General features: G+C 64.0%; 24 protein-coding genes and 1 pseudogene. 18 read left to right on the top strand and 7 right to left on the bottom strand.

The annotated features are described in order from the left end of the window. Nucleotides 1-125: 125 nt before the first annotated feature. From C4Q26_RS15330 to C4Q26_RS15320, 3 genes are all read left to right on the top strand, one after another. The gene (locus tag C4Q26_RS15330) at nt 126-815 is read left to right on the top strand and encodes an SDR family oxidoreductase (protein WP_023382480.1); all 690 of its coding nucleotides are present in this window, start codon (nt 126-128) and stop codon (nt 813-815) included. A gap of 120 nt (nt 816-935) precedes the next feature. Next, a complete protein-coding gene (locus C4Q26_RS15325; RefSeq protein WP_027907510.1) occupies nt 936-2,291 on the top strand; it encodes an 8-oxoguanine deaminase in 1,356 nt (451 codons plus the stop codon). A gap of 82 nt (nt 2,292-2,373) precedes the next feature. Then, nucleotides 2,374-3,324 (top strand): adenosine deaminase, encoded by a 951-nt coding sequence (locus tag C4Q26_RS15320; protein ID WP_023382482.1) that lies wholly within the window; start codon nt 2,374-2,376, stop codon nt 3,322-3,324. Between the two features lie 30 nt (nt 3,325-3,354). On the opposite strand, the gene C4Q26_RS15315 is transcribed toward C4Q26_RS15320, so the two are convergent. After that, the gene (locus tag C4Q26_RS15315) at nt 3,355-4,068 is read right to left on the bottom strand and encodes a helix-turn-helix transcriptional regulator (protein WP_027907509.1); all 714 of its coding nucleotides are present in this window, start codon (nt 4,066-4,068) and stop codon (nt 3,355-3,357) included. A 506-nt stretch (nt 4,069-4,574) separates the two neighbouring features. On the opposite strand from C4Q26_RS15315, the gene C4Q26_RS28345 reads away from it, so the two are divergent. Further along, nucleotides 4,575-4,772 carry a hypothetical protein gene (locus C4Q26_RS28345; RefSeq protein WP_081669694.1) on the top strand — a complete coding sequence of 66 codons (198 nt, stop codon included), beginning with the start codon at nt 4,575-4,577 and terminating at the stop codon, nt 4,770-4,772. Here C4Q26_RS28345 and C4Q26_RS15305 read toward each other — a convergent pair. Both C4Q26_RS15305 and C4Q26_RS15300 read right to left on the bottom strand, forming a co-directional pair. Then, nucleotides 4,723-5,904: a multidrug effflux MFS transporter gene (locus C4Q26_RS15305; RefSeq protein WP_104883266.1), complete on the bottom strand. Its 1,182-nt coding sequence runs from the start codon at nt 5,902-5,904 to the stop codon at nt 4,723-4,725. The two genes, C4Q26_RS28345 and C4Q26_RS15305, sit on opposite strands and share 50 nt — an antisense overlap. A gap of 136 nt (nt 5,905-6,040) precedes the next feature. Further along, nucleotides 6,041-6,238, bottom strand: coding sequence for a heavy-metal-associated domain-containing protein (locus tag C4Q26_RS15300; protein ID WP_023382486.1), 198 nt, complete (start codon nt 6,236-6,238; stop codon nt 6,041-6,043). A 146-nt stretch (nt 6,239-6,384) separates the two neighbouring features. Here C4Q26_RS15300 and C4Q26_RS15295 point away from each other — a divergent pair, with 146 nt between their 5' ends. The 5 genes and pseudogenes from C4Q26_RS15295 (at nt 6,385) to C4Q26_RS28815 (ending at nt 11,743) form a co-directional block, all read left to right on the top strand. Then, nucleotides 6,385-6,771, top strand: coding sequence for a hypothetical protein (locus tag C4Q26_RS15295; protein WP_023382487.1), 387 nt, complete (start codon nt 6,385-6,387; stop codon nt 6,769-6,771). Between the two features lie 51 nt (nt 6,772-6,822). Continuing rightward, a complete protein-coding gene (locus C4Q26_RS15290) occupies nt 6,823-9,222 on the top strand; it encodes a heavy metal translocating P-type ATPase (protein ID WP_104881221.1) in 2,400 nt (799 codons plus the stop codon). Then, nucleotides 9,219-9,623, top strand: coding sequence for a Cu(I)-responsive transcriptional regulator (gene cueR / locus C4Q26_RS15285; RefSeq protein WP_023382489.1), 405 nt, complete (start codon nt 9,219-9,221; stop codon nt 9,621-9,623). Before C4Q26_RS15290 ends, cueR begins: the two co-directional genes overlap by 4 nt. A gap of 176 nt (nt 9,624-9,799) precedes the next feature. After that, a pseudogene (locus C4Q26_RS28820) lies at nt 9,800-10,837 on the top strand (cache domain-containing protein); the annotation flags it as partial. Nucleotides 10,838-10,975: 138 nt separating this feature from the next. Beyond that, complete coding sequence (locus tag C4Q26_RS28815; protein ID WP_371919400.1) at nt 10,976-11,743, top strand: methyl-accepting chemotaxis protein; 768 nt, start codon at nt 10,976-10,978, stop codon at nt 11,741-11,743. Between the two features lie 3 nt (nt 11,744-11,746). On the opposite strand, the gene C4Q26_RS15275 is transcribed toward C4Q26_RS28815, so the two are convergent. Together C4Q26_RS15275 and C4Q26_RS15270 are read right to left on the bottom strand one after the other, a co-directional pair. After that, nucleotides 11,747-12,526, bottom strand: a complete 780-nt coding sequence (locus C4Q26_RS15275) for a helix-turn-helix transcriptional regulator (RefSeq protein ID WP_023382491.1) — start codon at nt 12,524-12,526, stop codon at nt 11,747-11,749. Nucleotides 12,527-12,634: 108 nt separating this feature from the next. Next, nucleotides 12,635-13,912, bottom strand: coding sequence for an acetyl-CoA C-acetyltransferase (locus tag C4Q26_RS15270; RefSeq protein ID WP_023382492.1), 1,278 nt, complete (start codon nt 13,910-13,912; stop codon nt 12,635-12,637). Between the two features lie 118 nt (nt 13,913-14,030). Between C4Q26_RS15270 and C4Q26_RS15265 the strand changes: the two genes are divergently transcribed. The 8 genes from C4Q26_RS15265 to C4Q26_RS15230 all read left to right on the top strand — a co-directional run bounded on the left by C4Q26_RS15265 (nt 14,031) and on the right by C4Q26_RS15230 (nt 20,222). Beyond that, entirely contained in the window at nt 14,031-15,383 is a 1,353-nt protein-coding gene (locus tag C4Q26_RS15265; protein WP_023382493.1) for a 3-oxoacyl-ACP reductase, read from the top strand. Between the two features lie 2 nt (nt 15,384-15,385). Beyond that, on the top strand, nt 15,386-16,237 hold the full coding sequence (locus C4Q26_RS15260) for a MaoC/PaaZ C-terminal domain-containing protein (protein WP_023382494.1): 852 nt from the start codon (nt 15,386-15,388) through the stop codon (nt 16,235-16,237). Between the two features lie 153 nt (nt 16,238-16,390). Then, on the top strand, nt 16,391-16,696 hold the full coding sequence (locus C4Q26_RS15255) for a MazG-like family protein (protein WP_104881220.1): 306 nt from the start codon (nt 16,391-16,393) through the stop codon (nt 16,694-16,696). Further along, the gene (locus C4Q26_RS15250) at nt 16,693-17,442 is read left to right on the top strand and encodes a methyltransferase domain-containing protein (protein WP_023382496.1); all 750 of its coding nucleotides are present in this window, start codon (nt 16,693-16,695) and stop codon (nt 17,440-17,442) included. Before C4Q26_RS15255 ends, C4Q26_RS15250 begins: the two co-directional genes overlap by 4 nt. Nucleotides 17,443-17,464: 22 nt before the next feature. Continuing rightward, complete coding sequence (locus C4Q26_RS15245; protein ID WP_104883265.1) at nt 17,465-18,097, top strand: DUF4136 domain-containing protein; 633 nt, start codon at nt 17,465-17,467, stop codon at nt 18,095-18,097. Between the two features lie 19 nt (nt 18,098-18,116). Next, entirely contained in the window at nt 18,117-18,686 is a 570-nt protein-coding gene (locus C4Q26_RS15240; protein WP_023382498.1) for a DUF4136 domain-containing protein, read from the top strand. A gap of 168 nt (nt 18,687-18,854) precedes the next feature. Beyond that, nucleotides 18,855-19,325, top strand: a complete 471-nt coding sequence (locus C4Q26_RS15235; RefSeq protein WP_104883264.1) for a prepilin peptidase — start codon at nt 18,855-18,857, stop codon at nt 19,323-19,325. A 114-nt stretch (nt 19,326-19,439) separates the two neighbouring features. Further along, on the top strand, nt 19,440-20,222 hold the full coding sequence (locus tag C4Q26_RS15230) for a response regulator transcription factor (RefSeq protein ID WP_371919544.1): 783 nt from the start codon (nt 19,440-19,442) through the stop codon (nt 20,220-20,222). Nucleotides 20,223-20,243: 21 nt separating this feature from the next. Here C4Q26_RS15230 and C4Q26_RS15225 read toward each other — a convergent pair whose 3' ends face one another. Together C4Q26_RS15225 and pbpC are read right to left on the bottom strand one after the other, a co-directional pair. Then, nucleotides 20,244-21,914, bottom strand: a complete 1,671-nt coding sequence (locus tag C4Q26_RS15225; RefSeq protein WP_104881217.1) for a ShlB/FhaC/HecB family hemolysin secretion/activation protein — start codon at nt 21,912-21,914, stop codon at nt 20,244-20,246. A 91-nt stretch (nt 21,915-22,005) separates the two neighbouring features. Next, nucleotides 22,006-24,360, bottom strand: coding sequence for a peptidoglycan glycosyltransferase PbpC (pbpC, locus tag C4Q26_RS15220; protein ID WP_104883262.1), 2,355 nt, complete (start codon nt 24,358-24,360; stop codon nt 22,006-22,008). Between the two features lie 77 nt (nt 24,361-24,437). On the opposite strand from pbpC, the gene C4Q26_RS15215 reads away from it, so the two are divergent. Continuing rightward, nucleotides 24,438-24,731, top strand: a complete 294-nt coding sequence (locus C4Q26_RS15215) for a hypothetical protein (protein ID WP_023382503.1) — start codon at nt 24,438-24,440, stop codon at nt 24,729-24,731. The last annotated feature ends 42 nt before the right edge of the window (nt 24,732-24,773 follow it).

Genomic DNA, 24,773 nt, shown 5'->3' with positions numbered 1-24,773 from the left:
TGCAGTGCCCGGCGGCACACGGCCTGGCAAAGGTGGTCATTTTTTAACCAAATTCAGATCGGGCAGCTTCTGCCCGGCTGAATTATGCTCAATATCCCTCTCCTCCAACGCTCAAGGAGTCCCCAATGTCCCTTCAAAAAACCGCCCTTGTCATTGGCGCTTCGCGTGGACTGGGCCTAGGCCTGGTACAGCGTCTGCACGAAAAGGGCTGGAAGGTCATCGCAACGGTGCGTGATCCGCAGAAGGCCGACACACTGCGCCAGGTGCCCGGCGTACGCATCGAACAACTGGAGATGAACGACACCACCCAGCTCGATGCGCTCAAGCAAAGCCTTCAGGGTGAGGTGTTCGATCTTGTATTCGTCAATGCGGGCGTCATGGGGCCTCTGCCCCAGGATGTGGACGGCGTGCAGGCAGCCGATGTTGGCGACCTGTTCATGACCAATGCCGTTGCGCCCATCCGTGTCGCCCGCCGTTTGGTTGGCCAAGTGCGCGAAGGGAGCGGTGTACTGGCCTTCATGAGTTCGATCCTGGGCAGCGTGACCATTCCCGATGGCAGCGAACTGTGCTTGTACAAGGCCAGCAAGGCTGCGCTGAATTCGATGATCAACAGCTTCCTGGTGGTCGAGGCGCAGCGTCCCGATCTTTGCGTACTGGCCATGCATCCGGGCTGGGTAAAAACCGACATGGGTGGCGAAAACGCCGAAATCGACGTGCTGACCAGCACCCGTGGCATGGTCGAGCAAATCGAAGCTCAACGTGGCAATGCCGGTCTGCGCTTCATCAACTACAAAGGCGAGAGCCTGACCTGGTGAATTGAAAGCCGCGAGGCGAGGCAGTAGACTCGGAGCCTCGCCCACGCGGCGGACCTGGATCAGCAGACAGGGCAACACTGAGCTGGCTAACCTGAACCCACTTTCAGAGGAGCCGGCACCATGCCTGCGACCCGTATCTGGTTGAAATCCCCCCTTGCCATCTTCACCGCCAACACCCTCGACGCCCGCGGCGGACTGGTGATCGAAGACGGCCGTATCCTCGAACTCCTGGCCCTTGGTGAAAGCCCCAGCCAACCTTGCGAGCAGGTTTTCGACGCCCGCGAGCACGTCGTGCTGCCCGGCCTGATCAATACCCACCACCACTTCTACCAAACCCTCACCCGGGCCTGGGCGCCAGTGGTGAACCAACCATTGTTCCCCTGGCTGAAGACCCTTTACCCGGTCTGGGCACGCTTGACACCGGCCAAGCTGGAACTGGCAAGCCAGGTAGCATTGGCAGAGTTGCTGCTGTCCGGTTGCACCACCGCCGCCGACCATCACTACCTGTTCCCCCAAGGCCTGGACAACGCCATCGACGTGCAGGTCGAGGCCGTGCGTAAGCTGGGCATGCGCGCCATGCTGACCCGAGGCTCAATGAGCCTGGGCGAAGCCGACGGGGGCCTGCCGCCTCAGCAGACGGTGCAACAAGGTGAAGTGATCCTGGCCGATAGCCAACGGCTTATCCACAGCTACCACGAGCGCGGTGATGGCGCGCAGATCCAGATCGCCCTGGCGCCTTGCTCGCCGTTCTCGGTCACCCCGGAAATCATGCGTGCCAGCGCAACCCTTGCCGAAGAGCTGGACGTGCGCCTGCACACGCACCTGGCCGAGACCCTCGACGAAGAAGACTTCTGCCTGCAGCGCTTTGGCCTGCGTACCGTCGACTACCTGGACAGCGTCGGCTGGCTCGGTCCGCGCACCTGGCTGGCCCATGGTATTCATTTCAACGGCGATGAAATGGCCCGCCTGGGCGCTGCAGGCACCGGTATCTGCCACTGCCCCAGCTCGAACATGCGCCTGGCATCGGGCATCTGTCCGACCGTGGAGCTCGAGACCTCCGGTGCTCCGGTGGGCCTGGGCGTGGACGGATCGGCGTCCAACGATGCCTCGAACATGATCCTGGAAGCTCGCCAGGCGCTTTACCTGCAGCGCCTGCGCTACGGTGCCGAACAGATCACCCCCGAACGCGCCCTCGGCTGGGCCACCCAGGGCTCCGCACGCCTGCTGGGCCGCCAGGATATCGGTGAGCTGGCCCCCGGCAGACAGGCCGACCTGGCCCTGTTCAAACTCGATGAGCTGCGCTTCTCAGGCAGCCACGACCCGCTCTCGGCGCTGCTGCTCTGCGGCGCCGACCGTGCCGACCGGGTCATGGTCGGCGGCCAGTGGCGCGTCATCGACGGCCAGATCGAGGGCCTGGACATCCAGGGCCTCATCGCCGACCACCGCCAGGCAGCCGCCCAACTGATCGCTGGTTGAGGCAACACAGGCCTGGCTGGGCGCATTGCCCGGCCAGGCCCTGTAGAATGGCGGCAACCGTACCTGATTGAGATAACCCCCTATGTATGAATGGTTGAACGCCCTGCCCAAGGCCGAACTGCACCTGCACCTTGAAGGATCGCTGGAGCCCGAACTGCTGTTCGCCCTGGCCGAGCGCAACAAGATCGCCCTGCCCTGGGGGGATGTGGAGGCGCTGCGCAGTGCCTATGCCTTCAACAACCTGCAAGAATTCCTCGACCTCTATTACCAAGGCGCGGACGTGCTACGCACCGAGCAGGACTTCTACGACCTGACCTGGGCTTACCTGCAACGCTGCAAAGCCCAGAACGTAATCCACACCGAGCCTTTCTTCGACCCACAGACCCACACCGACCGAGGTATCCCCTTCGAAGTGGTGCTCAATGGCATCAACCAGGCGCTCAAGGATGGCCGTGAGCAACTGGGGATTTCCAGCGGGCTGATCCTCAGCTTCCTGCGCCACCTCAGCGAGGAAGAAGCGCAAAAGACCCTCGACCAGGCCCTGCCATTCCGCGATGCGTTCATCGCTGTTGGCCTGGACAGCTCGGAGAAAGGCCACCCACCCAGCAAGTTCCAGCGCGTCTTCGACCGCGCCCGCGCCGAGGGCTTCTTGACCGTGGCACACGCAGGCGAGGAAGGCCCACCCGAGTACATCTGGGAAGCCATCGACCTGTTGAAGATCCAGCGTATCGACCATGGCGTACGCGCCATCGAGGACGAACGCCTGATGCAACGCATCATCGACGAACAGATTCCGCTCACCGTCTGCCCACTGTCGAACATCAAGCTTTGCGTGTTCGAACACATGGGCCAACACAACATCCTCGACATGCTGGAGCGCGGCGTGAAGGTCACGGTCAATTCGGATGACCCGGCCTACTTCGGCGGTTATGTCACCGAAAACTTCCATGCCCTGCACACACACTTGGGCATGACCGAAGACCAGGCCCGTCGCCTGGCGCAGAACAGCCTCGACGCCCGCCTCGTTCGCTGATCGACCACACCTGGCATTGCAGGTGGTTGATTACCCCACCTGCAACGTCTTCACCCGGGCGATCTGATTGATGTGCTGAATGCCCATGGCGGATATGTGCAACGCTCGTGTGCCTTTCGGCTCGCGAATCCACCCCGACTGCAGGAACAGCTTGAACATCGCCTGACCCAGGCTTCCGCCGATATGCGGCCCCTGGTCGCTCCATTCGTTGCAGTGACAGAGTGCGCTTGCGCGCTGCTGGCACGGCGCCAAGGCCTCGATATAGACGCCAATGGCGGCCAGTTCCGCCCGGCCCTGCTCGCTGACGAGCAACTGCTGCCCTGCCCCCTCCAGCCAGCCCGCGACCACCAGCCGATGGTACAGCTCGCTTGCCAGTTCTCCGCCAAGGTGATCGCCACAACGGCGTGCCCTGCGCATTGACAACGGTACCTGCAATGGCGCCGCCTTCGCCCCGGCGCCCCTGGCGCTTTCCAGTTGCACGCTGGCCAAGGCCTCGACCGCCGCCCCCACCTGAGGCGTCGCCAGCCGGAAATAGCGCTTGCGCCCCCTGGCTTCCAACCTGAGCAACCCTGCCGAGGACAACAGGGAAAGGTGCGCGCACGCCGAGGATGAGGTCAGCCCAGTCATCACTGCCAGCTCATCGGCTGGCCGCGGTATGCCGTCTATCAACGCCCATAGCATGGCGCTGCGCTTAGGGTCTGCCATCAGGCCGGCGATCTGGCTTATGCTGCTGGCTGCTTTCATGTCCTGGTAACTCCCTGCAAGCTCACTTTGGTTTCCAATGGCCAACCGTGGCAACACGCATCACCAGCACTTCGTCTGCCCCCCCTGGCAGGGAAACATGACTCACTGCCGCTGGCCCCGCCGCCAGTATATGCCCGGCAAACACCCATTCAGGATTGCCAGGTACGGGGGCCGTGCCGTGGGTGCACCGACCCTGGAAAGCCCTGGGTTATCCACAGCAGACCCGGCCAGCGCCTGATGGGGCGTGACAAAACCGCAAGCTAGAAGGATTACAGACGAAGCTGGAGGAAAGATCGCCCGCTGCCTTCGCAGATACTGCCGACAACAGGCTTCCCAAAGTAGCGCAAACAAAAGCGAAGGTTCGACATGATGCCAGGCATTGCACCTGGCATTGCAAGGGGCACGGAGGTGGCACCTCAGGACCGTCAGTCAGGACACCATAGCCGGTCATGGCATGCGCTCGGCACAGCGCTACACTGATCCGGCCCCCTCAGAGGTATGCCGCGATGAAGATTGTCGTCACTGCATCAAGCCGAAACCCCAACTGCCCTTGGCAGGTTCAACTCGATCAGCACAAGGTGAGTTTCCGCAGTGAAGCCGAGGCGCGTGCCTTCGTCGCCACGTTGGAAACCCGCCTGAAGGCACCTCACACGCTCATGCCGGACGCCTGGCCTGCAAGTACCGGGTCAGCAGCGCGACACTGACCACCAGTGCGCCACACAAGCTGATCACCATGGCCATCGGTACCGCGCTGCCATCATGCAACAGCCCGACCAGTGCCGCCGCGCCTGCGGCGACACTAAACTGCAAGCACCCCATCAGGGCCGAGGCGCTGCCTGCCCGCGCGCCCTGACCGTTCATGGCGCAAGCCGACGCATTGGGAATGATGCATCCCAGGCTGGCAATGCACACGAACAAAGGCACCAGCAGCGGCCACAACTGCGTCGGCCGCGTGGCCGCCACGCCCAGCAACACCAAACCTGCCGCCAGATACATCCAGACGGCGCGCAGCAGCAGGAAGGCAGGACCACGCTTGGCCAGCAAGCGGGCATTGACCTGTGCAACCAGGATGAAGCCCGCGGCGTTGGCACCGAAGAACCAGCCGTAATGCTCGGCAGGCACGCCGTAAAGCTTGATGAATACGAACGGAGAACCTGCAATGTAGGCGAACATCCCAGCGATGGCGATGCCTCCCGTCAGGGCATGCCCCAGGAACACCCGGTCGCTGAGCAACCGGAAATACTGACGCAAGGCGCCAGACAGCGGCTGCCGGGGTATGTGCGCAGGCAGGCTTTCCGGCAGGCCCATGCCAACTGCCAGCAGGCAGGCCGCGCTGAACAGGCTCAAGGTCAGGAAGATTGACTGCCAGCCGGCAAGGTTCACCAGCACCCCACCGAGCATCGGCGCAAGGATCGGTGCCAGGCCCATGACCAACATCAACTGCGAGAACACCTTGGCCGACGCCACCGCATCGCACTTGTCGCTGACGATGGCGCGCGACAGGACCATACCGGCACAGCCCCCCAACGCTTGGACGAAACGCGCCAGGATCAGCGTGTCGAGGTTGGGCGCGAACGCGCAGGCCAAGGACGCAACGGTGAACAACGCCACACCGAACAGCAGCGGTTTGCGCCGGCCAAAGCGGTCGGCGATCGGGCCGTAGGCCAACTGGCCAATGGACAGCCCGAGGAAATAGGCCGCCAGGGTAGTCTGGACATGTTGTTCATCGGTGGCGAAAGCCTGCGCCATGGCCGGGAAGGCGGGCAGGTAGAAGTCGATCGCCAAGGGCCCGAACGCACTCAATGCGCCCAGGATCAGCACCATTCTCAGGTTCATCAGGAATCCATAGCAGGCTAAGCAAGCGCGTAAGTCTACCTGCTGCGGATGGCCTGAGTATGAAAACATTTGCAACAAAAACCCGGCGATTTGGCGTCGATTACTCTGTGTTGTCGCTGGCAGGCCGCCCCCATCCTCACGCCATCTCGGCCTGATAACCCTCTTCGCGGATCGCTTGCAGAATCCGTTCGCTCCCCAGCTCGCTCTGCACACGCACCTGCTTGCCAGCCAGGTCGACTTCAACACGCGCCTGTGGGTCCTGTTCCTGCACCGCTCGGGTCACCGCTTTCACGCAGTGGCCGCAGGTCATGCCTTGTACGTTGAACACTTGCATCGAGGTTACCTCCTTTCAGGATTTGCCTCAGTTTCAACCTTGCCATCGGGTCAAGGTCAAGTTCTGCGGTAAACGGCCGGGCTGGAAATCTGCCTTGACCTCGGCCAAGCTGCGCCTTTGATGATTTGGCAAGTAGGAGATTTCTCATGTTCAGGGCAGCAGTGGGCGTTGTCGGGTTGCTAGGCGCATTGGCCGCCACGCCCCCCGCTTACGCCGAGGGCAACTCGGACTACAGCGTGTTGATCATTTCCCGCGAGCGCCTGGAGGTGGCCACCAGCTGCGAAATCGGCATCTACCTCAACGATCAGCTCTCTGGACGTGTATTCCAGGAACAATCGACCTCCTTCAACCTGCCACCCGGCCCGGTGGACGTGCGCTTGCGTCTGTTGCCAGGGCAAGCGCCTGGCTGCGCCCCGGGTATCGAGGACCAACGCAGCACCCGCTTGAACCTGCAGGCTGGGCAGATCAACAAATACCGCATCGCCATGGGGCACAATGGGCTTGAGTTGAAGCGAGCCGGCCTGGGCTATTGACCTTCCCCACGTGGCAAGGTTGATGCTGGAGGCCAGTCCAAGGAGTGAGCCATGCCCGCATCCACCACGTTCGACCTGCCGATCTCCGGCATGACCTGTGCCAGCTGTGCTGGCCGTGTCGAGCGCGCCCTGCGCAAAGTCGCTGGCGCTGAACAGGTCAGTGTCAACCTCGCCACCGAACAGGCCCGCGTCCTCGCGCCGGCCGACAGCCTGCACGCCCTGGTCGACGCCGTGCGCGAAGCAGGCTATGCCGTCCCTACCCGTACCGTAGAGCTGGAAATCAGTGGCATGACCTGCGCCAGTTGCGTAGGCCGTGTCGAGCGCGCCTTGGGCAAACTGCCAGGCGTCGAGGAGGTCAGCGTCAACCTGGCCAGTGAGCGAGCCCATCTGCGTGTGCTGCAGGCGCTGGATGATCGCCAACTGATCGAGGCGGTGGAGAAAGCCGGCTACAGTGCCCGCCTGCCCCAGGCCGGCGCGGATGAGCAGAGCGATGCGCTCCACCCTCTGCGCAAGGAGCGTTTGGCGGTCGGCCTGGCACTGTTGCTCGCCCTGCCCCTGGTAGTACCGATGCTGGTGCAGCCATTCGGCATTCACTGGATGCTGCCTGCCTGGGTGCAGTTCCTGCTCGCCACACCGGTGCAGTTCGTCCTCGGCGCACGTTTCTACGTAGCCGCCTGGAAAGCCGTTCGCGCCGGCACTGGCAACATGGACCTGCTGGTGGCGCTGGGCACCAGCGCCGGTTATGGGCTGAGCCTGTACCAGTGGGCGAATGCCTCGGGGGAAATGGCGCCGCATCTGTACTTCGAGGCCTCGGCGGTGGTGATTGCCCTAGTGCTGTTGGGCAAGTACCTGGAAAGCCGCGCCAAACGCCAGACCGCCAGCGCCATCCGCGCCCTCGAAGCCTTGCGCCCCGACCGCGCCGTACGATGGGTCGATGGCCTGGAGCAAGACGTGGCTATCGACCAGTTGCGCATCGACGACCTGGTCGTGGTCAAACCTGGCGAACGCTTCCCGGTCGATGGCCTGGTGGAGGACGGCAGCAGCCATGCCGACGAGGCCCTGATCAGTGGCGAAAGCCTGCCGGTGCCCAAACAGCCAGGCGATACAGTCACCGGAGGTGCCATCAACGGTGAAGGCCGCTTGCTGGTACGCACCCAGGCACTGGGCACGGAAACCGTACTGGCCCGGATCATCCGTCTGGTCGAAGACGCCCAGGCGGCCAAGGCCCCTATACAGAAGCTGGTGGACCGCGTCAGCCAGGTGTTCGTCCCAGCGGTGCTGGTGCTGGCACTGATCACGCTGGTGGGCTGGTGGTTGGCCGGTGCGCCGCTGGAAACCGCGCTGATCAATGCCGTCGCGGTGCTGGTCATCGCCTGCCCTTGCGCCTTGGGCCTGGCCACGCCAGCGGCGATCATGGCCGGCACCGGTGTCGCTGCCCGAAATGGCATCCTGATCAAAGACGCCGAAGCCCTGGAGCGTGCCCATGCGGTCAACCGCGTGGTGTTCGACAAGACCGGCACCCTGACATCCGGCAGCCCCCGTGTCGTCCACAGCCAGGCGCTGGTCGGGGACAGCGCAGAACTGCACCGCCTGGCCGGCGCCCTGCAACGCGGCAGCGAACACCCCTTGGCCAAGGCTGTGCTGCAGGCCTGCGCCGAGCAGAATCTGGATGTTCCGACAGTGACCAACAGCCAGTCCCTGACCGGGCGCGGTATCGCCGGGCAGGTACAAGGCCGCGAACTGGCCCTGGGTAACCGACGCCTGCTCGATGAAAGCGGCCTGCAGCCCGGCGCACTGGCCACCCAGGCCCAGGCTTGGGAAACCGAAGGCCGTACCTTGTCGTGGCTCATCGAGCGCGGCGAACAGCCCCGTGTCATTGGCCTGTTCGCCTTCGGTGACAGCCTCAAGCCCGGCGCCGAACAGGCCGTCGCGGCCCTACGGGCACGCCACATCAGCAGCCATTTGCTGACCGGTGATAACCGTGGCAGCGCCAAAGTGGTCGCCGCTGCCCTTGGCATCGATGACGTTCACGCCGAAGTGCTGCCAGCCGACAAAGCCGCCACTGTCGCCGCACTCAAGCAGGATGGCGTGGTGGCGATGGTAGGCGATGGCATCAACGACGCGCCGGCCCTGGCCGCCGCCGATATCGGCATCGCCATGGGCGGTGGCACCGATGTCGCCATGCAGGCGGCCGGCATCACCTTGATGCGTGGCGACCCGCGCCTGGTGCCCGCTGCCCTGGAAATCAGCCGCAAGACCTACGCCAAGATTCGCCAGAACCTGTTCTGGGCCTTTATCTACAACCTCATCGGCATTCCGCTGGCAGCGCTGGGCTACCTCAATCCGGTACTGGCCGGCGCCGCCATGGCGCTGTCGAGCGTCAGCGTGGTCAGCAATGCCCTTTGGCTGAAAACCTGGAAACCCACCACCACCTCGCAGGAGGCCCCATGAACATCGGCCAGGCCGCCCGCCGCAGCGGGCTCAGCACCAAGATGATTCGCTACTACGAGTCCATCGGCCTGCTCAAGCCCGCTACCCGCAGCGACAGCGGCTATCGCCTGTACCACCAGGACGACCTGCACCGCCTGGCCTTCATCAAACGCTCACGCGACCTGGGCTTCTCGCTGGACGAAGTCGCCAAGCTGCTGACCCTGTGGCAAGACCGCCAACGCGCCAGTGCCGATGTGAAGGCCCTGGCCATGCAACACATCGACGAACTGAACCGCCGGATCGAAGAGTTGGTCAGCCTGCGCGATACCCTCGATGAGCTGGTCGCGCACTGCCAGGGCGACGACCGGCCAGACTGCCCAATACTCAAGGATCTGGCCAACGGTGGCGCTTGCTGCCCCTGAAAGCACACCGCTGCTGGCATTTTGGTATGCCATATTAGCCTAAACCCGACCGAATAGTCGCCAAATACGACTTTATCCAATAAATACGGGGGTTTCCCCTCAAAAAGCCGACGCTCCTGCCGATACAACGCTTACTGCCTCGTGTGTCGATAAAGAAAAAAATTCCGGGAGCGTCGATGAACATCAAACAGAAACTGACCTGGGCATTCGCGGTCATCGCCGCCTTGCCCATTGTGCTGGTAGCCACGTTAGTGGTCCTGAACCTGCGAGGCGAAGCCCGCGAAGGTTTCCTCGACGGCAGTAGCCGGGAAATCCGCCAGGTCAGCAATGCGATGAATATCTTCTTCCAGGGCATCGACCAAAACGTGGAGTTTCTGGCCGCGCAGCCCATGGTAGCCGCGACCGGTAACGAGCTGAACAAGTTCATGAGTGCCAATCCGTCCTATGAACTGGGTGCACAGGCGCAGCAGCTGCTCGACTTTTTCACCCGTCTGGCTGACGCTCACCCTGGCTACGCCTACATCTCCTACGGCGTCAGCGACGGCGGCTATGTCGGTTGGCCTGCCGGCCAGAAGTTCGTCAACTACGACCCACGCCCACGCCCGTGGTACCAGCAGGCCATGGCCAACCCCGGCAAGACCGTACGCACCGGGGCCTATTACTGGGCTCCCGACGATGCCGTGCTGGTCAGCACCGTACGCGCTGTCGCCAACAAACTGGGCAACCCAGGCGGTGTGGTCAACATCGACGTCTCGCTCAAAGGCCTGACCGAGATCGTCAAGCAGATCAAAGTGGGCGAAAGCGGTTACCTGATGCTGGTGGAAAGCAACGGTAACGTGATGGTCGACCCGCGCGATGCCAGCCACAACTTCAAACAACTGGCCAGCTTTGGTGACGGCTACGCCGAACTGGCCAAGGCCGGCAAAGGCCTGGTGGAGATCGAGCTCAACGGCACCCGCTACATGGCCAACGTCTACCCGGACGAAAAGCTGGGCTGGACTTTCATCGGCCTGATCGAACAAAGCGAAGTGATGCAGACCACTACCCGCCTGACTTGGCTGATCGGCACCATCGCCCTGGTGCTGGCGGCGCTGTTCGCGGTCGTCGGCGCCGCGTTCGCCAAGCTCATCGTGCGCCCGATCAACAGCGTGACCAGCGGTCTGGAAGACATCGCCCAGGGCGAAGGCGACCTGACCCGGAACCTGGAAATCCGCGGCCGCGACGAAACCGCACAACTGGCCAGCTGGTTCAACCAGTTCCTCGGCGCGATCCGCAGCCTGATTCAGCACATCGGTGCCGCCGCCGCCAAGATTCTCAGCACCTCCAGCAGTTCCACCCGGGTTTCCAGCGACATGGCCGAAGCCGCCGGGCGCCAGCGTGAAGCCGTGGACATGGTGTCCACCGCCTTCCACGAAATGGTCGCGACCGCCAACGAAGTGGCCCGCTCGTGCAGCCAGGCCGCGCAATCGGCCGACAGCGGCCAGCAGCAAGCGCGTGAAGGCCAGCAGCAGATCGATGCGGCGGTGCACAGCGTCGATCGCCTGAGCCAGGAGATCGAGCAGTCGGCGCAGTCGATCCAGCAACTGGAGCGTGACAGCAACGCCATTCAGTCGATCCTCGGCACCATCCGCTCGATTGCCGAGCAGACCAACCTGCTGGCCCTCAACGCCGCCATCGAGGCCGCGCGTGCCGGCGAGCAGGGCCGTGGTTTCGCCGTGGTCGCCGACGAAGTACGGGCCCTGGCCAAGCGCACCGCCGATTCCACCGCTGAGATCGACGGCCTGCTGGGCAACCTGGCCAGCCGTACCGCCGAGGTGGCCGAGCAGATGCACGCCAGCCTGGAGGTGTCGCAGCAGTCGGTCAGCCGGATCGGGCTGGCCCGCGACAGCTTTGGCCAGATTCGCGAGTCGGTGGACATCATCCGCGACATGAATACCCAGATCGCGACGGCAGCGGAAGAGCAGCACCAAGTGGCAGAGGACATCAACCGCCACATCAGCCAGATCCATGGCGATGCGCAACTGGTGGCCGAGCTGGCCCAAGCCGCCCGTCAGGACTCCGAGAGCCTGGCCGGCCTTTCCAACGAGCTGGATGCGCTGGTACGCCGCTTCCGCACCTGACCGCTAGAGCCGCAACTCGCCGGGGGTCGACCCGAACAGCTGCTTGAAGGCGGCGATGTAGGCTGAGGTGGAGTCATAACCACAGCCCAGCGCCGCCTCGGTCACACTCTCTCCCGCTTCCAGCAGGGCCAGGGACGACAACAGGCGCATGCGCTGGCGCCAGTTGCGAAAGCTCAGGCCCGTCTCCCGCTGGAACAGGCGCATCAGGGTTTTCTCCGAACACGCCAGCTGTCTGGCCCATTCCTGCAGGGTCTGCGGCTGCTCGGGTGTGGCGATCAGGCCGTTGCACAAGGCCAGCAGCCCGGGATGACGCGGCAACGGCAGTGAGAACCCAACCTCAGGCAATGTACGCAACTGATCGAGTAGCACAGACACCAGCCGTGCTTCGGGACTGTCGCCTTCGGGGTAATCCACGGGGAACAGGCAGAACTGCTTGATGAGTTCACGCGCCAGCGGCGTCACTTCCAGGACCCGGCACTGCGTCGGCGCCCACGGGCAGGCATCGCGGCGCACATAAAGGCTGCGCATTTCAGCCTGCATCGAGGTAACGACTTCGTGTTCGGCATCAGCGGGAATCCACACGCCCCATTGCGGCGGCGCGAAATAGCTGCCATCCGCGGTGTAGACGCCGAGCACTCCGCTGATGGCATAGGAGAACTGCACCCAGTCATGGCGGTGCCGCGTGGTCCAGGAGCCGGCGCCAAGGCTTTCGGCACGGGCGTAGAGCGGCCTGGGCAGGTGATCCAGCACTGGGATGGGGCGTGGGTGTCCGATGGTCGGCATGTGGGTTTCTTGTAGTTCTGACCAGACAAGCCTAACACGGGACTATCGGGCTCATCGCCGGCCAGCCGGCGATGGGATGCCTGAACCGTGGGCTTGTCGTGCAAATGCTCAACGTTCGACGATGGCCGTGACCCCCTGCCCACCCGCCGCGCAGATCGAGATCAAGCCCCGGCCCTTGCCTGCCGTCGCCAGCAACTTGGCCATGTTGGCCAGAATCCGCCCGCCCGTCGCGGCGAAGGGGTGGCCGGCGGCCAACGAACTGCCCTTGACGTTGAGCTTGCTGCGGTCGATCGCCCCCAGCGGGCCATCGAGACCCAGTCGTTCACGGCAGTAGTCGGTGTCCTCCCAGGCCTTGAGCGTGCACAGCACCTGGGCGGCGAATGCCTCGTGAATTTCGTAGTAGTCGAAGTCCTGCAGGGTCAGGCCATTGCGCGCCAGCAGACGCGGCACGGCGTACGCTGGCGCCATCAGCAGCCCCTCCTTGCCAGTGACGAAGTCCACCGCGGCCGCCTCGCCATCGACGAGATACGCCAACACCGGGAGGCCTTGCGCCTGTGCCCACTCCTCGCTGCCCAGCAACACCAGCGAGGCGCCATCGGTCAGCGGGGTGGCATTACCCGGCGTCAGCGTGCCTTGGCCGCTTCGGTCGAACACCGGTTTCAGCGCACCGAGTTGTTCGAGCGTCAGGTCCCCACGCAGGTTGTTGTCGCGGGCCAGCCCCATGAACGGCGTCAGCAGATCATCCTGCCAACCTTCGGTATAGGACGCAGCCAGGCGCTGGTGACTGAGCAGCGCCAGTTCGTCCTGTTCGGCGCGGCCAATCTGCCAGGTCTGAGCCATGCGTTCGCAATGCTCGCCCATCGACAGGCCGGTGCGTGGCTCTTCGTTACGCGGCAGTTCTGGCTTCAGGTGGCCGGGGCGCAGCTTGAGGAACGGTTTGAGCCGCTCCCCCAGCGTCCTGCCCCGGTGAGCCTGCAGCAGAATCCGGCGCAAGCCTTCGCCGACGGCGATGGGCGCATCGGACGTGGTGTCCACCCCGCCGGCGATCGCGCTGTCGATCTGCCCCAAGGCAATCTTGTTGGCCACCAGCAACGCCGCCTCAAGGCCGGTGGCACAGGCTTGCTGGATGTCATAGGCAGGCGTCTGCGGCGACAGCCGTGAGCCCAGCACACACTCGCGGGTAAGGGCCATCTCGCGGGAGTGCTTCAGTACCGCCCCGGCAACGACCTCCCCCAGCTTCAATCCATGCAGCCGGTAGCGTTCGATCAGGCCTTCCAGAGTGATGGTGAGCATCGCCTGGTTGCTGGCATTGGCATAGGCACCGTTGGAGCGGGCGAAGGGAATTCGGTTGCCGCCCAGGATCGCGACCCGGCGAGTTGAACGCATGCGCATGTTCCTCCTGAAACAATTTGATCCGTACAGCCTAGGTGTTTTTACCGCATTCGAACGACCTTGCCACAAACTTGGTCCACACTTGCAAGCTTGCATTCAGGGAGACCCGCACATGAGTGATCGCTATCTAGGCTTCGCCAACTCCAACCTCGGTCGACGCCTCGTGGATGCCTTGGGCCTGCCCCACCCCGCGCCCCTGGAGCGCTGGCAACCCGGCCGCCTGCGCCCGGTCGAAGGCGCATTGGTGCTCGGCGGTGGTCCGCTGGCGAACCAGGTCGAGTCTATCGCCCCGCGCCTGACCGACGATTTCTATAGCTTCAATGGCGAAGACCTGCAGGCACCCGCCTGGGTCGCCGGCCTTGGGCCAAAGTTGAAGGCTGTGGTGTTCGATGCCAGTCATCTGTCCGACAGCGACGGGCTGAAGCAGTTGCGTGAGTTCTTCCAGCCGCTGCTGCGCAGCCTGGCCTCCTGTGCCCATGTAGTGATCCTCGGGCGTGCGCCGGAAAGCCTCGACGACCCGATGGCCAGCGTCGCACAACGCGCCTTGGAGGGCTTCAGCCGCTCGTTGGCCAAAGAGCTGCGCAACGGCGCCACTGCACAATTGCTGTACGTGGCCCCCGGAGCACAAGATCAACTTGAAGGGGCCCTGCGCTTCTTCCTTTCGCCCAAGAGTGCATTCATCTCCGGTCAGGTACTGCGTCTTGAGCCCTGCGCCAGCCAGGTCCAGGACTGGACGCGGCCTCTAGGTGGGCGCCGGGCCCTGGTCACCGGGGCCGCACGCGGGATTGGCGCAGCCATCGCCGAAACCCTCGCGCGCGACGGCGCAGAAGTCGTGCTGCTGGATGTGCCCCAGGCCCAGAAGGACCTCGACGCCCTGGCCGCACGGCTCGGCGGCAAGGCGCTGGGCCTGGACATCTGCGCCAGCGATGCCGCTGCGCGATTGCTTGAAGCCTTGCCCGGCGGAATCGATATCGTCGTGCACAACGCCGGTATCACCCGCGACAAGACCCTGGCCAACATGACGCCGGAATACTGGGACGCAGTACTGGCGGTCAACCTCAAGGCCCCGCAGGTACTGACTCAGGCGCTGTATGACGCCGGCGCCCTGGGCGAAGAGGCTCGCATCACGCTGCTGGCGTCGGTCAGCGGTATCGCCGGCAACCGTGGCCAGTCCAACTATGCAGCAAGCAAGGCCGGGCTGATCGGGCTTGCCCAGGCCTGGGCGCCGAAGCTCGCCGAGCGAGGCGCCAGCATCAATGCCGTGGCCCCCGGTTTCATCGAAACCCATATGACCGCCGCCATGCCCATGGGGCTTCGCGAAGCCGGCCGACGCCTGAGCTCCCTGGGCCAGGGCGGGCGTCCACAAGATGTCGCCGAGGCGATTGCCTGGCTCAGCCAGCCTGGCTCCGGAGCGATCAATGGCCAGGTGCTTCGGGTTTGCGGCCAGGCGCTGATGGGAGCGTGAACATGGATCGACAGTGGCACGACCTGCACAGTCCAGACGCGCGCGCCAGCCTCTATCTGCGCGCGGCGAGCAAGCGCAAGATCAGCGGCGACACGCTTCCGGCCACGGGCTTGCGTTGTTTCCTTCATGTACAGCACGACAACCTGGCGGCCTACCGCCGGCTCTGCCACTTCCCCGATGACGGCCGCTTGCCGGGTACCTACCCGCACATCATGGCGTTCACCCTGCAACTGCAGTTGCTGACCGCCCATGACTTTCCCTTCCCGCTGCTGGGGCTGGTGCATGTGCACAACCGCATCGACGTGTTGCGGCCGCTTGGCGGCATCGACGGTCTGCGGTTTGCCGTTCACGCCGAGAACCTTCAGCCGCACGCCAAAGGCGGCACCTTCGACCTGATCACCGAGGCCGAAGACAGTCTCGGCCTGCTATGGCGCGAAACCAGCCGCATGCTGGTACGCGGCTTGCGCCTCGATGGGCAGCCCGAAGAAGCACCTGCCCCCGACACCGCCCCATTGCCAGAAGCCACCCGCTGGTACGCCGACAGCGACATCGGCCGGCGATATGCCAGGGTCTGCGGCGATTACAATCCGATCCACCTCAGCGCTGCCAGTGCGCGCCTGTTCGGCTTCCCCAAGGCCATCGCCCATGGCATGTGGAGCAAGGCCATGGCCCTGGCGGCACTGCGTACGCACCTGCCCAGCAGCGGCTACCGCTTCGAGGTGGATTTCTTGAAACCGGTACGGTTGCCGTCCGAGGTGGTGCTCAGTGCCAGTGAAGCGGGGGCAAGCGGTGAACTGCGGCTAGACGGGCATGGCGATCTGCTGCACATGGTCGGGTGCTGGGCGCCACGGTAGGAGCAAACCCCATGGCAAGGTTGCGAGAGGGCCGCACAGCGGCTCCCGCGCCCGGCGTCACTGCATCAATGACAGGTCGAGGCTGGAAGCCTCCCGAATCCACTTGCTTTGCACCGGGCCTCCACCGAAGCTATGCAGCATTAGGAGACCCCGATGAACCTGCAAGAACTCACCGAACGCCTGCACCGGATTCGCGACAACAACGACTGGCGCGGCTTCCACAGCCCGAAGAACCTGGCCATGGCCGCCAGCGTGGAAATGGCCGAACTGGTGGAAATCTTCCAGTGGCTGAGCGAAGACCAATCACGCCAACTGCCCGCGGACAAACTCGCCCACGCCGGCCAGGAAGTGGGCGACGTGGTTCTCTATCTGTTGCTGCTGTGCAGCGAACTGGGCCTGGACATGGAACAGGTGGTGCGCGCCAAGCTGGCCGACAGCGAGAGGCGCTTCGCCAAATGAACGACCGTCACTTCGATGAGCTCGCCACGCGTTTTGCCGAAAAGATCTACGGCGGCGCCAAAGGTGCGATTCGCCTGGCCGTGCTCCAGGCCGACCTGGCCGACGCCCTGCCCGACCGCCCGCTGCGGGTGCTCGACATCGGCGCAGGCCTTGGCCACATGGCACTGTGGCTGGCCCAACGCGGCCACCACCTTACCCTGGCCGAACCCGCCGCCCCGATGCTCGAAGGCGCCCAGGCGCGTTTTGCCGAAGCCGGGCAACAAGCCACCTTCATCCAGGCCCCCTGGCAAGACCTGCTGGGCCAATTGACCGAGCCTTACGACCTGGTGCTGTGCCACGCGGTGCTCGAATGGCTGGCCGAACCCGAAAGCATCCTGCCGGTACTGCACCAGTTGACCGCCCCAGGCGGCTGGTTGTCGCTGGCGTTCTACAACCGTGATGCGCTGGTCTACCGCAACCTGCTCAAAGGCCATTTCCGCAAGTTGCGCAGCAACAGATTGCAAGGTGAAAAGCAGAGCCTGACGCCGCAGAAACCACTTGATCCCCGTGAGCTCAAGGTTCACCTTGATCCTGTGTGGCAGGTAGAAAGTGAAAGTGGTGTCAGGGTGTTCCACGACTACATGCCCAAGGAATTCCAGGACAAGGCCGAGCTGCTGGACCTTCTGGAAATGGAACTGGCCCACCGTCGTCACCCAGCCTTTGCCGGCTTGGGCCGTTACCTGCACTGGATCTGCCGCCCCCGCTGACCCCGCCCGCCGGGAGGACTACATGCCGTATCGCTTGCTGTGCCTGGCCTTGCTGCCGTTAGCCCTGGCCGCCTGCCAGGGTGCCAACCCGTATGTCGCCAGCAGCCGCCCGCTGCCCCCCGCACCACCCCAGGCCGCAACGACCTACGATGCCAGTGCCTACCCGGCACCGACACGGGACTACGGACATTACCGCAGCTGGAGCTGGCGCAACGGCCAATTGCCCAGCAGCAGTGCCAACGCCGACCCCAGCCAACTGGCCGACGCTGTCAGCGGTGCCCTCGACCAGCACGGGCTACGCCCGGCCAGAGGTGGTACCGGCGACTTGCTGGTGAGCGCCGACATCCGGCTGGAACGGCGCCTGCGCCAGGTTCGCGATTACGACTATGACCCCTACTACGGCCCCTACCCCTATGGCGGCGTCGGCTTCGGCGGTTACCGCAATGGCTATGGGGCCTATGGCAGCGTGCCCATCGTGCGCACCTACGAGGTCGAGGTGATGGTGGTACGCATCGACCTGTTCGACGCCCGCAACGGCCAGCCCGTCTGGAGCGCCAGCGCCGAAAGCGGCAGCGACCAGGACTCACCACGTGATCGCGAGCAAGCCCTGCGCGAATCGGTGCACAAGGCGCTCAGCGGCTATCCTCCTAGTTAACGTTCAACGGAGAACCATCATGTTGCGCCGTCTCGTTGTGCTGTCATTCGCGCTGTTGCTCGCCGCTTGTGCAAGCAACAACGTCCAACAGGATTTCGACGCGAGCCGCGATTTTGCTGCCTATCGCAGCTGGGCATGGCAGGAGCCAGGCTTGCAGTACCGACCCGATGACCCTCGCATCAAGAGCGACCTGACCGAGCAGCGCATCCGTCAGGCAGTTGCCAGCGAGCTGGATCAACGTGGTCTGCGTCCTGCGCAGGGCAGCGCCCGGCCTGATCTGAAGGTCCAGGCCTACCTGATCGTCGAGCAACGCCAGCAACAGATCACCACCAACTATGGCGGCGGCTGGGGTGGTTACTGGGGAGGCTATTGGGGTGGCCCGATGTACAACGAGACCCGCAGCGTCGACTACAAGGTGGCCACCCTCCAAGTCGACATGTTCGATGGCCACGATGGCAAGCTGGTGTGGCGCGGCAGTGCCGAACAAATCATGAACAACTACCCACCAAGCCCCGAGGAACGCAACTCCGCGATCCAGAAGACCATTTCCCAGGTGCTGAGCAAGTACCCACCGGGTAGCAAGCAATAAGACTGCGCCGGCCTCGACATCCGTGACCGCCTCACTGTGCGTGGACGGTCATGGATGAAACCTTTTTTCCCTCACGCCACGCCCGTTCGTCGGATTCCGTCTACCCTGACTATTGAAACCTGACTGCCTGGATAGATCAGTTCAACGAATAGGGATGGCGACCTGCCCATGCAAAGCATTGTTCTCCTGATGTGGCTTGCCTTGTGCGCCGAACAAGATGTCCGCGAACGGCAGATCTCCAACATGCTTACCCTGGGTGTGGCCGCTTGTGCCCTGGTGTGGCTGTTCGCAACCGGACACAGCTGGATCGGCGCCGACGCCAGCGATGCCGGCTGGGCGCTGGCCATCGTCATGCTGCTTACCCTGCCCGGCTACATGCTCGGCCGCTTCGGCGCTGATGACGTCAAGTTGATGGGCGCCCTGGCGCTGGCCACCAGCTACCAGTATGTACTCGGCACCTTCATTGGTGCCGGGATCAGCGTCCTGATGTGGTTGCTCGCCCGGCGACGCTTGTGGACCCTGATGAATCCGAAGGTCAAGAAACGACTGCAAGCGCTGACTGAGCAAATGGGCGACAAGCAAGCGTTCGTGCCTTACGTGCTGGCCGGCTTCATGCTCACTGCCGTATGGATCCAATAGTCATTTCCATGGTCCGAAGTGTTGTACAAAACTTGTACAAAGTTGGGAAGTAGGACTACTTTTCTAACTGCCAGAGCGTCTGGCCCGGGAGCAGGGCCAATTACGAACAGGGAGTTGATCGTGAGCAAGCCAACGAGTGAGGTAAAGGTGCTGGTTGTCGATGACCAGCAGTTGATCGTCGAACAGTTGTGTGAATTCCTCGAAAGCCATGGCCATCGCTGCGTGCCGGCTTTTTCAACCGACCAGGCCATCGAATGCTACGTGGCGGACCAAGCCATTGGCCTTGTGCTGTGCGACCTGCACATGCCCAAACGCGATGGCATCGAGTTGGTTCACGCACTCAAGGAAGTCGCCGGACGTGAGCGTCTGTTCGAGGCGATCATGCTGACCGGGCGAGCCGAGAAACAGGATGTGGTCCGCGCGCTGCGCGAAGGTTTTGCCGACTACTACCAAAAACCCGTGGACCTCGATGAGTTGCTCGAAGGTGTACGCCGCCAGGAGCAATCGTTACTCGAACGCCAGAACAACTTCCGCGACCTGGGCAGCCTGAACCGACGCCTGCAGGAGCTGGCCGAATCGATCGACGAACTTTACCAAGACCTGGAAAAAGCCCGCGGCCAGGGCGTGCACCGTCGAGCCAGCGATGCCGAGGAAAACGAAGCCGACCTGCCAGCTGCCTTCGAGAAGCTTTCGCCACGCCAGCTGGAAGTGGCCCGCCTGGTGAGCAAGGGTAAGACCAACTACCAGATCGCCTGCGAGCTCGGTATCACCGAGAACACCGTGAAGCTCTATGTATCCCAGGTACTGCGCCTGACCCATATGCACAACCGCACCCAGCTGGCGTTGGCCCTGACGCCTAGTTCGTCTCCTGTGCACCAGCGATTCACCACGCACTGAGGGCATCGAAACCGGCCAGGCTCAGGGCTGGAAGCTGAAGGTCAGGGTCCAACGCGGCCCGCGATCGAGACTGTCCAGCGCCACATCCGCCAACGGCTTGGCCACTTCCAGCGCGACACTGCCACGGCGACCGTCACCCAGGCGCACACCCAGTGCCACAGCGCTCAGCTTTGAATCCTCGAGGTGCCCGCTGTTGTACCAGGCACGCGCGCTATCGAGCACACCATAGGGTTGCACCTGGCGGAGCAGCGCACCATCGAGCTGAAAGCTGTAGTTCAGCTCGTAGGCCATGCCCCAGCCCCTGTCGCCCGCCGCCTGGTCCCGAGGGTAACCCCTGCCGAAATTCTGTCCGCCGAACACCGCCCTTTCGCTGTCGGGCAGCCGGTCATCGCTCCAGTACAACGCCCCAGAAAGCACACCCTGCCAGTTGTCCATCAGCCGATCGCTTTGCAGCCCCGCGACGCGCATACGCAAGAAGTTGAGGTCGTAGTCGCCATCGCTATGGCCCCCCAGATAATCCAGGCCTTGGTAGACCCCTGCAGTGACGATCCGCAATCGACGCGGGTCGGCATGGCGCCAGTCGCCGCCGAACGACAAGGCCCGTAGCGAGGTCGCGTTGTTTCGAGAAGGCACGCCCTGCCCTGGCCGGTCTTCGATGTGCTCGCTGACGGCATAGAAATGCCCAGCCACCGTCATCCACTCATCCGCCGCGACGATCACCGGCTGACGCAGCCCTACTGCGTAGCGATCGCTCTCCCGGCGTTGCGTCATGGTCCGGCCATGGTCCAGGCGAACGCGTGTATTCGGCTCGCTACGGTAGCGCGTGGCAGACACCAGCAGTTGGCTGCCTTCGGCATCGAGGTACTGGCTGTACTCCAGATGCTGGTATCGGGTCTGCTCGTCGCCTTTGGGCTGGATGACGCTGGCCGCGACGCGTTCGGCAAAGCGGGTCTGCGAACGGCTGGAAACCCTGAGCAATGCTTGCGGCTCGTCACGGTTGCCATCGCTAAGGGTCAACGCCGCGTCGAAGGGCCTGCGCCGGGCACGAACGGTCAATTGGGTCGCACCGTCCGCTTGATCGGTGGCAGGCAGTTCGGCCTCGATGGACACACCGGGCATCCGCTCGGCCAGGCCGAGGTAACGGTCGAGGGTCTTGCCGGTCAAGGGGCGCTCGGCCTTGAGCCGCGTCAGCAACTGCTCGAGGTAGGCGGCGGCAGGTCCGATATCGCCTACCAGCCGGTAGTCGCGGATATAGCCCTCGACCAGCACCACCTGCACCCGGCCTTCGCTGACGTCCTGGGGCGGTAGGTATGCGTAGGACAGCAGGTAGCCGTCACCCCGATAACGCTCAGTCAGGCGATCGGTGAACTGTTGCAGTTCGCCGAAGGTGGTTTGCCGCCCCATCAGCGGCTGGAAATGCTCGCGCAGTTCACTGAGCGGGTAGACGGTCCCCCCTTCGAAACGCACCTTGTGCAGCATCAGCGGAGTATTCGTCGGCAGCGATGCGCGTTGCTTGGCGAGCGGAGCCCACACCCGCAGCCCAGGTGCCAAGGGGCGATAAACATCCAGCGGCAGGTTGGCGGCGGGCAGGCGGCGCTCATTTTCGTGGCCGTCGAGAAAGCCAGGCAACGGCTCGGCATGAGCCAGGTTGGCCCAAGACAGCAGCAACAGGGGCACGACCAGAGGACGCATAGGACACTCCATGATCCCTTGGGTACCAGGGCGCCAGCCGGTCACCCCAGTCACTTGCAAGCGTAGGTGCTGGACCTGCAAACGTCGACCGTCACTCGTTGACCTCAAATGCCACCCGCGCGGTCTCGCCGCTTTCGTCCAGGGCGCTCAGCTCGATCTGTCCGGCCTTGTCGAAACGCACCAGCAAGCTGTTCTGCCCCTCGGTCTCGCCCAAGGGCTGGCCGTTGAGGAACCACCAGCGGCGCCCGCCTCCGCCCAATGCCCAGACATGCAGTTGCAGTGGCTCGCTGCTGGTCGAAGGCCTGCGCAGGTTGTCCCCAGGGCGCACCCCCACGATCGACAACGGCGGCACCCGCGCCGCGAGCTGCGGCGGGCAACCAGGGTCCACGGCTGGCAACCGGGCAGCGCGACGCTCCTGACGCCCCAACCAAGGCTCGAGCGGGGCGGGCCACAGGGCGACCTCTCGCGCCTTGGCACCGGGGCAGGTGCTGTCGACGCGCAGGCCCTGGTCGTTGACCCAGACCGTTTCCCGCAGCCCAAGCCCGATCGGCTGGTCGGCCGCCTGTAGGGTGGGTGGCGTGGTGCCTTCCAGGGTCCAGGCGAAGCGCTGGCGACGGCAGTTGGGGTCTTGCCGCTTCATTGGCTGGCCCAAAGGCCAACAGATCGCCGCCACGCCAACGCTTTGCGGCATCTGCTCCACCGGCGCGGCAATGCCACGTTGGCTGTCGCGATTGCTCAACAGGTCATGAACCTGCAGCATCAGCGGCGCTGCCGAGGCCAGGCCAAACTGCCCAGGCACCGGCGTACCGTCGGGGCGACCGATCCACACACCGATCAGGTAACGCGGCCCTACCCCGATCGACCAGGCATCGCGAAAGCCATAACTGGTCCCGGTCTTCCAGGCCAGCAGCGGCCGTTGGACCAGTTCGGCATGTGGGTCACGGTCAGGGCGGGCCTGGCCGCTGAGAATGCGGCGGATGATCCAGGCCGCCCCCGGCGACAGCAGGCGTCGTTCCACCAGCGGGTCCTGCGGCCGCAGGCGTACCTGGGCACTGTTGCCCGCCCTGGCCAACGCCGCGTAGCCTGCGACCAGGTCTTCCAGGCGACTGCCGGCGCCCCCGAGAATCAGCGACAGGTTGGGCTCTGCCAGGGGCGGCAGCACCAGCGGTATGCCCGCATTTCGCAGCTCCGCTGCAAAGCGTTTGGGGCCGTAGGCTTCAAGCAGTTGCACGGCTGGCAAGTTCAAGGACAGGGCCAGCGCCGAACTGGCTGCCACCGGCCCGCTGAACCCCATCGAGAAATTGCCGGGACGGTAGTCACCATAGCGGCGCGGCACGTCCTGCAGCAGCGACTCGGAATGAATCAGGCCGTCGTCCAGCGCCATGCCGTAGAGAAATGGCTTGAGGGTCGAGCCGGGCGAGCGCAGGGATCGCACCATGTCGACATGGCCGAATCGGCGCTCGTCGGCCAGGTCGATTGAGCCCAGGTAGGCCCTGACGGCCATGGTCTGCGATTCCACCACCAGCACCGCGGCCGAGGTGCGCTCCGGCAGGCGTGCACGCCAGCCTAGCAGCAGGTCTTCCAAACGCCGCTGCAGGTTCGCGTCCAGGGTGGTACGAATGAGCGGCGGACTGTTGGCCGTGTTCAGCCGGCGCGCCAGCAACGGCGCCAGCGCAGGCTCCTGGCGCGGGGCCAGCAACAGGGGCTCCTCGGTAGCCTCCTTGATCTGCAAGGCAGGCCACACGTGATATTCGCCCAGGCGCTGCAGCACTTTGTCCCGCGCCCGCTGGGCACGCGCCGGATGACGGTCCGGGCGCAAACGGCTGGGCGCCTGCGGCAACACCGCCAGCAGCGCCGCCTCGGCAGGGGTCAAATGCATCGGCGACTTGCCCAGGTAAGCCCAACTGGCCGCCGCTACGCCCTGCAAGGTGCCGCCAAATGGAGCACGGTTCAGGTAAAGCTGCAGGATCTTGCGCTTGGACAGGTGCCATTCGAGTTGCCCGGTGCGCCACAGTTGCCGCAGCTTGCCGGCCAGCGTTCGATCATGCGGGTCGAGCAGCCGGGCCACTTGCATCGACAGGGTGCTGCCACCCGAGACCACGCGCCCACCGCGCAGGTTGAGCCAGGCCGCACGGGCCAGGGCCAAGGGGTTGATACCCGGGTGGCTGTAGAACCAACGGTCTTCATAGGTCAGCAGCGCCTGCAGGTATAGCGGCGAAACTTCCTCGGGGCTGACCGGGTAACGCCACACGCCATCGGCATCGGCGAAACGCCACATCGGCGTGCCGTCTTCGGCCAGCACCACCCGTGCCAGATCATCCGCTGGCATGGGCAACGGCCAGAGGCGGTCGGCCAGCCACAACAGGCCCGCCGTCATCGCCAACGCCAAGGCAGAACCGCACAGCAAGCGCCCCGCACGGGTATGCAGGCGGGTTAAGCTTGGCATTGGGAACCGACCTGGCCAGGTGATGGCCAAAGGCTTGGAATCGGTAACCTCGCCGATTCGATCATCAGGAAGCAACTATGCATGTAGAAGGTTTTTTCGAGTGGCTGGGGCAGGCGCTGGGGTCGTTGATCCGCTTCATCGTCGACGCGTTGAGCGGCCTGTTCAACCTGCTGGCCAATGCCGGGGGTAATTTCATAGATGGCCTGGCGCGCACATTGGGCATGGACACCTCGCTGATCAGCATCCTGGCCCTGATCGTTGGCCTGATGCTGCTGTACTCGGCAATCCGCGCCTTCATGCGCGCCTCGATCATCGCTGGGATCATCTGGTTGCTGCTGGGGTTGTGGGTGTTGAGCTGGATCATCCACTGACGTGGGGCCGCTTCGCGGCCCATCGCTAGCTCCCACGGATAA

The sequence above is a fragment of the Pseudomonas sp. SWI44 genome (assembly GCF_002947915.1).
Lineage (GTDB): Bacteria > Pseudomonadota > Gammaproteobacteria > Pseudomonadales > Pseudomonadaceae > Aquipseudomonas > Aquipseudomonas taiwanensis.
This window is presented reverse-complemented; position numbering and strand designations above follow the sequence as displayed.